Origin of the sequence: Streptomyces sp. NPDC058401 (assembly GCF_042722885.1) — a bacterium.
Classification (GTDB): domain Bacteria; phylum Actinomycetota; class Actinomycetes; order Streptomycetales; family Streptomycetaceae; genus Streptomyces.
Genome location: NZ_JBHXKA010000207.1, coordinates 1 through 9550, shown reverse-complemented (window position 1 = coordinate 9550; position 9550 = coordinate 1). Strand labels below are relative to the sequence as shown.

Genomic DNA, 9550 nt, shown 5'->3' with positions numbered 1-9550 from the left:
GCCACGAGGTGTGGCGCGTGCCCGCGTCGGTCCGGTGGCGGTTCGCTACCGTCGTACGGTCACCACGGGGGCCCCGGCGGCGACGGTCTGCCCGGTGTGCGGCTCGACCGAGGTGAGGTCGGCGGTGTTGGTGACGGTCATGAGGGTGACGGTCGGATGCTCCGCCGCGCGAACGGCGTCGAGGTCGACCTCGACGAGGAGGTCGCCGGTCTTGACCTGCCGGCCGGCCTCGGTGCGGACGTCGAAGCCCTCTCCCTTCATCTGCACCGTGTCGATGCCGATGTGGATGAGCACCTCGACGCCGTCCGCGGTACGGATGCCGAAGGCGTGGCCGGTGGCGGCGACGATGATCAGCTCTCCGTCGACCGGGGCGACGATGCGGCCGTCGGCCGGCTCGATGCCCACTCCCTCGCCCAGCGCGCGGGAGGCGAAGACGGGGTCGCCGACTTCGTCGAGGCCGACGACGCGGCCCGCGACCGGCGCGGCCAGCTCGATGGCCTTCCCGGCGGTGGGGGTGGAACCGGTGGTGGCGGGGGCGGAGCCGGTGGTGGCCGGCGTGGAGCCGGGAGCGGAGGTGGTGGCGCCCGCGGTGGCTGCCGCCGCGCCGACGGTGACGAGCTCGCGGTCATCGGCCGCCGCGGCCTCGCCGCGGGTGGCGGCCTCGGCGGCGTCGCGCTCGGCGTTGGCCTGGGCGCGGTCCTCGGGGGTGCGGAAGTCGGAGAAGTACACGAGGGCCATCGAGACGAAGAAGGCCGCCGTGATCGCGATGACGTAGGTGGTCATCGGGGAGAAGACCGGGATGGTCAGCAGGGAGGTGAAGGCGAAGGCCTTGGTGTCCACGCCGCCCATGACGCCCACGATCACGCCGCCGACGAGGCAGCCCACGAGCATGCGCGGGTAGATCCGCTTGAAGCGCAGGTGGATGCCGTACAGCGAGGGCTCCGAGATGCCGCCGAGCAGACCCGCGGCCAGGGCGCCGGTGGCGGTCTGGCGCATCTCCTTCTCGCGGTGGCGCAGCGAGAGCAGCAGCACACCGGCGGTCGCACCGAAGCAGGCGAAGTTCCAGGCGCCCATGGGGCCCTGGATGAAGTCGTAGCCGAGGGTGTTGATGTTCACGAGCATCAGCGCGTTCAGCGGCCAGTGCAGGCCCAGCGGTACCAGGAACGGGTACAGCAGCGGGATCATGATCGCGAAGACGATCGGGGCGTTGCCGTTCAGCCAGGACAGTCCCTCACCGAGGCCGTTGCCGGCCCAGACGCCCAGCGGGCCGATGAGGAAGGCGGTGATCGGGATCATGATCAGCATGCTGAAGAACGGCACGAAGACCAGGTGCACGGTCTCCGGGAAGATGCGCTGCAGTCCCTTGTAGACCAGGGCGAGCACGGCGACCATCAGGAGCGGTACGAAGACCTGGCCGCCGTAGTCGTTGAGCTGCATCGGCAGCCCGAAGACGTGGGCCACGCACTCCTGGGTGCCGAGCGTTCCGTTGGTGGTGCAGGTGATGCCGGGGATCCCGGACTTCGGGTTGAGCATGCCCGTGAAGTTGGGGGTCATCACCGCGGCCATGACCGCGGCGCCCACCCAGGGATCGATCTTCAGCTTCTTGGCCGAGTTGTACGCGACCATGATCGGCAGGAAGTACAGCACCGAGCGCCACATGGCGTCGACGAACACCCAGGTGGCGGACTTGTCCGCGGCGCGGAAGTCGACGAAGCCCAGGGCGTCGAGGACGGAGGCGATCGCGATGATGAGCGAGGAGCCCAGCAGGACGCCCATGAGCGGGCGGAAGGAGTCGGAGAGGTACTCGAAGAAGTTGTCGACCCAGGCGTAGCGGCCGCGGCTCTTGGCCCGCATCGAGGCCTTGACGTCCGCGTCGGACTTCGGGGCGGCCGTGCCGCCGCCCGCCATCGACGGCAGGTTCATGATCTCGGAGTAGACGCGTGCGACGGCTCCGCCGATCACGATCTGCAGGCGGTCACCGGACTGCGGGACGGTGGCCATGACGCCGGCGAGGGCATCGAGCGCGGCCGTGTCGGCCTTCGCCCCGTCGTGGAGCTGGAAACGCAGCCTCGTCGCGCAGTGCGTGAGGCTCTCGATGTTCTCGGCTCCGCCGACGCCGCGGAGGATCTGCTCCGCCAGCGTGCCGGGTCCGGCTACGGGTGTGTTCATGATGCGTCCTTGCATCCTGGGGCTCTTGCCATCTGCTTCGGTCCGCGATCTCTCACGCCCGGATCCGGGCAACAAAAAAGGCCCGGGTCGCGCACGCGGCGCTACCCAGGCCTTGCCTCCCCTCAAGCGGTGCACCGCCTTGACGTCGCGTGGCGACGAAGGTGATGCCCTCGGGGAGTAACAATCCTGCGATCGAGATCGATCAGACAAAACCTTAACACCGGGAATTGCCCGTGGGAGGACGTCACCGACGTGGCGCAGGTCACGCGGGGCGGCGGGCCAGCAAGTGGGCGTCGAGGAAACCGCGTTCGGTGGCCGGGTCGTGGACGAGCCGGGCGAACGGGACGAGGCCTGCCCCGGACATCAGCGCGGCGAACCGGTCCACGGGCCAGCTGTAGGCGGGGGTCACCTTGTGGTCGAAGCGGACCGGCTCCTCGTGCCGGTCGGTCGCGAAGAGCGAGACCATGAGGAGGCCCCCCGGCGCCAGGACCCGTACCTGCTCGGTGAGGAGCGCGGGCAGTTCCCCGGGCGGGGTGTGGATCATCGAGTAGTGGGCCAGTACGCCGCCGAGCGAAGCGTCCTCGACGGGCAGGGCCTCCATGCGCGCCTCGTCGAAGCGCAGCGCCGGATGGGCCCGGCGGGCGTGGTCGACCATGGCCGGAGAGAGGTCGAGCCCGAAGGCGTCCAGTCCTAGTTCGTGCAGCATGGCCGTCAGGTGTCCGGGGCCGCACCCTACGTCGGCCGCCCGCGGGATTCCCGTCTCGCGCACCAGCTCCGCGAAGGTGCTGATCATGGCCCGCGCGAAGGGCTGCGTCTCCAGCCGGTCGGCGAACAGCGATGCGTACAGCTCGACGATGCCGTCGTAGGCCGTCTTGGTCTCCGTCTGATGATCCGCCATGGGAGGGAAGCTAACAGCCGCGCGAGCGGCCCGGCCCCGCCCCCTGCGGGCTCGGGAACGGGCGCCCTCAGGCATGCAGGGCCGACGCCCGGTGTTCGGTCGGGGTGATTCCGTAGGCCTCGCGGAAGGCCCGGCTGAACGCCGTGGCGCTGGAGAACCCCCAGCGGGCCGCGATCGTCTGAACGGGTTGTCCACTCAGGTCCCCGCGCGCGAGGTCGGCGCGGGCGCGCTCCAGGCGGTTCTCGCGGATGCGGGCCGCGACGCTCAGGTCCTGGCCGGCGAAGAGGGCGTGGAGGCTCCGCAGGGAGAGGTTGTGCCGGTCGGCGATCGCCTGGGGGGTCAGGACCGGGTCCCCGAGGTTGTTCTCGATGAAGCGGTGGATCCGCTGCCGGGTCTCCTGTGCGCGCGCCTCGGCCGGCGCCTCGCCCGGATCTCCGAGCTGCTGGGCGAGACAGGCGGTGGCCAGGTCGAGGGCGACGGCCCCCATCCCGCGCAGCTCCTCCGGGCGGCAGCGCGGGCCGTGCGTGAGCAGCGTCTTCAGGAAATCGGCGAGGACGGCCCCCGAGCCCTTGTCCGCGGAGATGTTCTGCGCGAGGAGGCGGTCCACGCGGTTCGGGCGCAGCGGCAGGGCCGGGCGGGGTATCTGCAGCACGATCGCCTCACCCGGCCCGCCCGCGCTGGCCCCTTCGCTGGGCCGCGAGGTGTCCGTGAGCACGAGGCCCCCGGCGATCATCGACTCGCTGCCCCGCTGGGAGATCCTGAAAGCGCCTTGGGCGATGAGCGCCAGCTGCACGTGCTCGGGATCGCCGCGCCGGACGTGGGCCGAAGTCCGGCGCGAGAGCACCGGTGAGCACTTCAGGGCCGACAGCCGTACGGAGCCGAGGTCCAGGTCCGTGAACTTCGCCCGGAAGTCGGCCGTGTGCCGGGTGCTGAGCATGACGGGCATCACATCGCTGGACACCGTCTCGCAGAACCAGTCGAACCTGTCCTCGCGCGCCACGACGGTTTCCGAAGCCATCGACCGGCCCATGCGATCACCCACACCCTTTGACCTGGCGGTGAACCGGTTCCTCACCGGTTTCCCCACCGCCGCGCTTCCCCCCCGTCACATGATCAAGTATCGGCCACGCGATTGCGGTGAACGTGACACCGGCCCCCCTTCCTTCCTGGTTGCCTCGCCAGGTATCTTGCATCGCATGGAACCAGGTGATTCGACCAAGCAGGCGCGGGCGGCCGCCCAGCTGCGCAAGGGGGTACTGGAGTACTGCGTGCTCGCCCTGATGCGCGACCGCCCCCGGTACGGCGTGGAACTCCTTCAGGCCCTGGAGGACTCCGGCACCCTGGCCACCAGCCAGGGCACGGTCTATCCGCTGCTCTCCCGGCTGCGCCGCGACGACCTGGTCACCACCACCTGGCAGGAGTCCGCCTCCGGACCGCCCCGCCGCTACTACGCGCTCACCGACAGCGGCCGCGCCGCACTCGAGGAGTTCACCCGGGTCTGGCCCGGCTTCCGCAACGCCGTCGACGGCTTCCTCGCCATCCCGCACCACTCCACCGGAGACCCCGCATGAAGACCTCGGCCGATCCCGTACGCGACTACCTCTCCGCCGTCGGGCGCGAGGCCTCCGCGCTGCCCGCCGACCGCCGCCGGGAACTCCTCGCCGACCTCGCCGAACACATCGAGGTGACCCGCGCCGAACGTCCCCACGTCACGATCGGCGAGGTCCTGGCGGAGCTGGGCGACCCCCGTACGATCGCGGCGACGGCCCTGGCCGAGGCGGGCGGCGGGGTGGGCGGCGGGGCCGACGGCCGGGCGGACGGCCGGGCGGACGGAACGCCGGCCGGCAGCGGGGCGGACGCCCCCGCCCGGCGCGGCAAGGTGCACCCCCTGGTGCCGCTCCTGATGCTCACCCTCCCCTTCCTCTTCGCCACGGCCCTCCCCGACGTCCCCGCCGCGGGGTTCTTCAGCACCCTCTTCCGCGTCATCGGCGCGGTCCTCCTCTGCACTTCGGTGCACTGGAGCACGGGCCGCAAGACGGTCGGCGTGCTGCTCACCGCCGTGCTGCCGACCGTCGCCATCAGCATCTGGACCTGGTCCGGCGCCGCCCCCGCGGGCGACACCGCGGCCACCCTCGCCAACCTGGCCACCCTCGCCCTGCTGGCGGCCACGACGGCCTGGCTCTGGCGGGTCCGCCGCGCCTGAGGTGCGCCGTGGCGCCCCGGCCGGCCCGCTCGTCCGGCCGTCCGGCCGACAGGAGCGCTCATGCGTGCGCATTCCTGCGGCGACCCGTGATTCCGTGGCTGCTTGGCACCCAGCCCTGCTCGCGTCTCGGCGTCACGTGGGGTCTGCCCGGGCGTGATGTCCACGAATGCCCGGTGGCCGGTCTGCGGGGCCGGGACTTCCACCACCAAGCGCCTCCCGAGGCGGAGTGCGGTCGGCTTGTCGGTGGGCCGGGTCGGGGTGCTGTTCGCGAGGTCCCGTTTCAGCTGAGGGACTGGGCGGCGTAGAGGGTGCCGACGGCGGTGGCCAGGGCGCCCAGGAGGAGGCGGAGGAACCGCTCGGGGAGGTGGGGCTGGAGGCGGGCTCCCAGATAGCCGCCGATGAGTCCGCCGGCGCCGCAGGCCAGGCCGAGGAACCAGTCCGGTGCGATGCTGCCGGGTCCGGAGAGCGCCAGCAGGGCGTAGGTGGCGGCGCCGACCACCGAGGTGGCGAAGGTCGAGGCCAGGGCCGCCGGGGCGACTTGGGCGACGGGGGCGCCGCGGCCGACGAGGATGGGGCCCAGGAGGGAGCCGCCGCCGATGCCGTAGATCCCGCCGACCACGCCGACGGCCAGGGCCAGGCCGGTCACCGTCCGCGGCGACAGCGCGTCACGGGCCCGGCCGGGGCGCCGGGACGGCAGCAGCGTACGGGCGATCAGCCACAGTCCGAGCGGGAGCAGGAAACAGGCCACCAGTGCCTTGAAGACGGTCGGGCCCGGGATCGCGAACACCCGGATGACGGCTCCGAGGACGACACCGGGCAGGGTCCCGAGGACCAGCCGGCGCACCAGTGGCCCGTGCAGTGTGCCGGTGCGGTGGTGGCGGAGCAGTGCGCCGGGGCCGGCGACGACGTTGTAGAGCAGGTTGGTCGGGGTGACGGCCGGGCTCGGGACCGCGAACACGCTCAGCTGCACGGGCAGCAGGAACACCGCCCCGGAGACGCCGACCGGTGCGGTGATCACCGCGATCAGCAGACCCACGGCCAGGCCGGCCAGGCCCGTCGCCCATTCCAAGGGTGCTCAGCCGCGTTCGACGTGCACGCTGGTCGACTTCACCCGGGCGGTGACCGTCACGCCCGGTGCCAGTCCGAGCTCCTCCACGGCCTCGCGCGTCAGGAGCGACACCACGCGGTGCGGGCCCGCCTGGACCTCCACCTGTGCGGAGACGTCGCCCAGTTTGATGGCGGTCACGATGCCCGGGAACGCGTTGCGCGCCGAGGTGTACGGGATGTCCTCGTCATCGGCGCCCTCCTGGGCGACCTCCACGCAGAACGCGGCGAGGGCGGGCCCCTCCACGATGCGCCGGTTGCCCTGCCGGTGGGTCGGGAAACGGCCGGCGTCCGCCCACCGCCGCACCGTGTCCACGCTCACACCCAGCAGCTCTGCGGCCTGCCCCATCGTGTACGACTCCATGAGCACCACCCTAGGGGGTGGGAGCCGTCCGCCTGTTGATCATCCTCTGTAGCGCGCGGTGGCGGGCTCGATCGGCCGGGGCGCGATGTGCCGATGCCGGGGCAAAACGATCATCGGTTTGCCCTCCTCGTGCAAGTGGGTAGATCATGCCTCGTGATCGGCAGTCGTGTGTCCGAAGTACCGCTTCACCAAGCGTCGGAGGACCAGGGCAAGCACCCCACACCCAAGGGGTCCTCAGCAGAGAGGACCCCCGTCCCCGACAGGGAGCAGAAGATGGCCACCGGAACTGTGAAGTGGTTCAACTCGGAAAAGGGCTTCGGCTTCATCGAGCAGGACGGCGGCGGCCCCGACGTCTTCGCCCACTACTCCAACATCAACGCCCAGGGCTTCCGTGAGCTCCAGGAGGGCCAGAAGGTCGAGTTCCAGGTCACCCAGGGCCAGAAGGGCCCGCAGGCCGAGGACATCCGGCCGCTCTGAGCCGTAGCAGCCTGACGCCCCGCACCGTCTCGGTGCGGGGCGTCGCTGCGTCCGGCAGAGCCGCTGCCCGTGGCCCCGCCCACCTCGCCGTCGGACCGCGCCGGGCCTCGCCGTACTCTGTCCGGGTGATCCTGCACAGCCTTCACGACCGATCAGACCTGGCGGCCCGCTTCGAACGCGATCCGGCCTTGAACCTGATGGAACTCGGCGACCTCGACGACCTGCCGTGGCCCCACACCAGCTGGTACACCGTCTCTCAGGACGGGCCGGTGGCGCTGCTCTACGCGGTCGGTGAGGTACCGACGTTGCTGGGGTTCACCCGCCCCGCGCAGGCGGCCGCCCTGGAGGAGCTCGCCGAGGCGCTGCTGCCCGTACTCCCCCGGCGCTTCCTCGGACATCTGACCGGGAACGCCGCGAAGGTACTGGAATCCGGGTACGTCGCGCAGTCGCACACCACCCTGCTCCGCATGGCGCTGACGGAGCCCGGTCTGGCCGACGGGTATCCCGCCGGACCCTGGCAGCCCGCCCCGTTGAGCCGGGACGACCTCCCGGAGCTGCTCGAACTCTTCGCGCAGGCCTACCCGGGCAACTGGTTCGACGATCGCATGCTCGACACCGGCCAGTACGTCGGCGCCCGGCAGGCCGGGCAGCTGGTCGCCGTGGCGGGCGTGCACGTCCACTCGGCCGGGTACCGGGTCGCCGCGCTCGGGAACGTCACCACCCATCCGCGGGTCCGCGGACAGGGTGCCGCCGGCGCCTGCGTCGCCGCATTGTGCGGGCAGCTGGGCGAGACGGTGGACCACATAGGCCTGAACGTCCGTGCGGACAATGCCACGGCCGTGCGCCTCTACCGCCGGCTCGGTTTCAGCGAGGTCGCGGAGTTCACCGAAGCGCTCTTCACCGCCCGCCCGTAGGGAACACAGACCGGCCTGCCCGGCTCCCTCGGGGGCCGGGGCCAACCGCCCCGTGCGGGTGGGCGGGTGCGTGGTCCCTACGGTGCCGGGCTGGCCGCCCGGGACGCCAGCAGTTCCTCCAGTCCCTCGGAGTAGTCGACCGAACAGGACGGCACCTTGGAGGTCTGGATGACGCCGAAGCTGCTTCCCCCCTGCCCCAGCGGGTAGTAGTCCGACCACCCGAGGGTGAGCGTGTAGCCCGGCGGGACCGTCTTGGCGTTGACCTTCAACACGTGGCCGTCGGCACTGTTCTGCATGATCTCGGCCTCGTGATCGGCCTGCGGACCCCGGTACCCGCCTCCGGGCTCGGAGCACTGGGACCGGGGCTTCGACGGAACCACGACCACGGCCACGCCCAGAGCCTTCAGCCGCGCTGCGAGCCCGGGCACTTGGTCGTTCTCGGGCAGGTCGAAGCGGAGCGAGCCGTCGGCGTCCCGCTTGATCTCGGGCTGGTCCGCTGCCGGAGGGCTCGGCGAGCCGGTGGGACCGCCGGCGGGGCGGGAGGCGTTGTGGGCGCTGCCGGGCAGGACCATCGCGGCGACGACCGCCGCCGTCGCGGCGCCCACGGCGAACGGGATGCCGTACCGCCGGGCGACGGACTGGGCGGGGGGCGGGGGTGGCACGTCCGGGAGGCGTGCCATGAGCGCCGCCTTGAGGCGCTCCTCGAATCCACTGGGCCGCTCGCTCATCGGGATTCCTCCAACTGGCCTTCGGTGACGGACACCGGGGCGGCGTCCAGGGCGCGCCGGGCCCGGTGCAAGCGGACACGGACCGTTGCCCGGGTGACGCCGAGGACCTGCGCGGCCTCGGCCGGGGTGAGTGCGTCGACCTCGACGAGATCGAGGACCGCGCGCAGCGGCTCGGGCAGGACGGCGTGGCGCTCGGCCAGGTGTCTCAAGGCCCGCTGGGCGTCAATCCGTTCCTCCAGTGCGGCGAGGTCGTCGCCGTCGAGGAGGCCGCGGCCGCTGAGCCGTGCCGGTGCGCCGCCGCCTCGGGCCGGACCGCGGGTGCCCGGCGGGAGGGTGCGGGCTATCGCGAACAGCCAGGTGACCGGCGTCTTCCTGCGGGGCCGGTAACCGGCGGCCGAGCCGATGGCCGTGAGGAATATGTCCGCGGTGAGGTCGGCCGCGAGGTGCGGGTCGGCAACCCGGCGGGTGACGAATCCGAGGACGTCGTCGATGTGCTGCTCGTAGAACGCGCCGAATCCCTCGGGTGTGGTGAGACCCGGGGGTCCGGTCTCGTGACGTGGGCTGAGCACCCGGTCCTCCCTTGCGCGGGGATCCCGGATGGCCCCCTCATCCAGTACTTGGCCGGAAGTGCGCAAAGCGTTTCATCGGGAGCCGACGGCCCTGCCGGGAGCACCGGGCCGGGCAGGCGGACGC

The 9550-nt window shown here is 71.8% G+C and carries 11 protein-coding genes; 4 read left to right on the top strand and 7 right to left on the bottom strand.

Annotated features, from left to right (window positions below; translation table 11 throughout):
• Positions 1 to 45: 45 nt before the first annotated feature.
• From ACFWNV_RS37850 to ACFWNV_RS37840, 3 genes are all read right to left on the bottom strand, one after another.
• Complete coding sequence (locus ACFWNV_RS37850; RefSeq protein ID WP_383956296.1) at positions 46 to 2169, bottom strand: glucose PTS transporter subunit IIA; 2124 nt, start codon at positions 2167 to 2169, stop codon at positions 46 to 48.
• 262 nt (positions 2170 to 2431) lie between these two features.
• Positions 2432 to 3067 carry a class I SAM-dependent methyltransferase gene (locus tag ACFWNV_RS37845; RefSeq protein ID WP_383956293.1) on the bottom strand — a complete coding sequence of 212 codons (636 nt, stop codon included), beginning with the start codon at positions 3065 to 3067 and terminating at the stop codon, positions 2432 to 2434.
• Between the two features lie 67 nt (positions 3068 to 3134).
• On the bottom strand, positions 3135 to 4085 hold the full coding sequence (locus ACFWNV_RS37840) for a helix-turn-helix domain-containing protein (protein ID WP_383956290.1): 951 nt from the start codon (positions 4083 to 4085) through the stop codon (positions 3135 to 3137).
• A 178-nt stretch (positions 4086 to 4263) separates the two neighbouring features.
• Here ACFWNV_RS37840 and ACFWNV_RS37835 point away from each other — a divergent pair, with 178 nt between their 5' ends.
• Positions 4264 to 4638, top strand: coding sequence for a PadR family transcriptional regulator (locus tag ACFWNV_RS37835; protein WP_383956287.1), 375 nt, complete (start codon positions 4264 to 4266; stop codon positions 4636 to 4638).
• Positions 4635 to 5270 carry an HAAS signaling domain-containing protein gene (locus ACFWNV_RS37830; RefSeq protein WP_383956284.1) on the top strand — a complete coding sequence of 212 codons (636 nt, stop codon included), beginning with the start codon at positions 4635 to 4637 and terminating at the stop codon, positions 5268 to 5270. Before ACFWNV_RS37835 ends, ACFWNV_RS37830 begins: the two co-directional genes overlap by 4 nt.
• 280 nt (positions 5271 to 5550) lie before the next feature.
• On the opposite strand, the gene ACFWNV_RS37825 is transcribed toward ACFWNV_RS37830, so the two are convergent.
• Both ACFWNV_RS37825 and ACFWNV_RS37820 read right to left on the bottom strand, forming a co-directional pair.
• Positions 5551 to 6339: a sulfite exporter TauE/SafE family protein gene (locus ACFWNV_RS37825; RefSeq protein ID WP_383956281.1), complete on the bottom strand. Its 789-nt coding sequence runs from the start codon at positions 6337 to 6339 to the stop codon at positions 5551 to 5553.
• A 6-nt stretch (positions 6340 to 6345) separates the two neighbouring features.
• Positions 6346 to 6738 carry a molybdopterin-binding protein gene (locus ACFWNV_RS37820; protein WP_383956279.1) on the bottom strand — a complete coding sequence of 131 codons (393 nt, stop codon included), beginning with the start codon at positions 6736 to 6738 and terminating at the stop codon, positions 6346 to 6348.
• A gap of 273 nt (positions 6739 to 7011) precedes the next feature.
• Here ACFWNV_RS37820 and ACFWNV_RS37815 point away from each other — a divergent pair, with 273 nt between their 5' ends.
• Together ACFWNV_RS37815 and ACFWNV_RS37810 are read left to right on the top strand one after the other, a co-directional pair.
• Complete coding sequence (locus tag ACFWNV_RS37815) at positions 7012 to 7215, top strand: cold-shock protein (RefSeq protein WP_243336897.1); 204 nt, start codon at positions 7012 to 7014, stop codon at positions 7213 to 7215.
• Between the two features lie 125 nt (positions 7216 to 7340).
• Positions 7341 to 8129 carry a GNAT family N-acetyltransferase gene (locus tag ACFWNV_RS37810; protein WP_383956275.1) on the top strand — a complete coding sequence of 263 codons (789 nt, stop codon included), beginning with the start codon at positions 7341 to 7343 and terminating at the stop codon, positions 8127 to 8129.
• A 77-nt stretch (positions 8130 to 8206) separates the two neighbouring features.
• Here the strand turns inward: ACFWNV_RS37810 and ACFWNV_RS37805 are convergent, their stop codons facing one another.
• On the bottom strand, positions 8207 to 8857 hold the full coding sequence (locus ACFWNV_RS37805; protein WP_383956272.1) for a hypothetical protein: 651 nt from the start codon (positions 8855 to 8857) through the stop codon (positions 8207 to 8209).
• Positions 8854 to 9426, bottom strand: coding sequence for an RNA polymerase sigma factor (locus ACFWNV_RS37800; RefSeq protein WP_383956269.1), 573 nt, complete (start codon positions 9424 to 9426; stop codon positions 8854 to 8856). Before ACFWNV_RS37800 ends, ACFWNV_RS37805 begins: the two co-directional genes overlap by 4 nt.
• Positions 9427 to 9550: the final 124 nt, after the last annotated feature.

Excerpts from the sequence above, each read along its gene's own strand:
- ACFWNV_RS37850 (WP_383956296.1), bottom strand. The coding sequence starts at position 2,169 with ATGAACACACCCGTAGCCGGACCCGGCACGCTGGCGGAGCAGATCCTC.
- ACFWNV_RS37845 (WP_383956293.1), bottom strand. The coding sequence starts at position 3,067 with ATGGCGGATCATCAGACGGAGACCAAGACGGCCTACGACGGCATCGTC.
- ACFWNV_RS37840 (WP_383956290.1), bottom strand. The coding sequence starts at position 4,085 with ATGGCTTCGGAAACCGTCGTGGCGCGCGAGGACAGGTTCGACTGGTTC.
- ACFWNV_RS37835 (WP_383956287.1), top strand. The coding sequence starts at position 4,264 with ATGGAACCAGGTGATTCGACCAAGCAGGCGCGGGCGGCCGCCCAGCTG.
- ACFWNV_RS37830 (WP_383956284.1), top strand. The coding sequence starts at position 4,635 with ATGAAGACCTCGGCCGATCCCGTACGCGACTACCTCTCCGCCGTCGGG.
- ACFWNV_RS37820 (WP_383956279.1), bottom strand. The coding sequence starts at position 6,738 with ATGGAGTCGTACACGATGGGGCAGGCCGCAGAGCTGCTGGGTGTGAGC.
- ACFWNV_RS37815 (WP_243336897.1), top strand. The coding sequence starts at position 7,012 with ATGGCCACCGGAACTGTGAAGTGGTTCAACTCGGAAAAGGGCTTCGGC.
- ACFWNV_RS37805 (WP_383956272.1), bottom strand. The coding sequence starts at position 8,857 with ATGAGCGAGCGGCCCAGTGGATTCGAGGAGCGCCTCAAGGCGGCGCTC.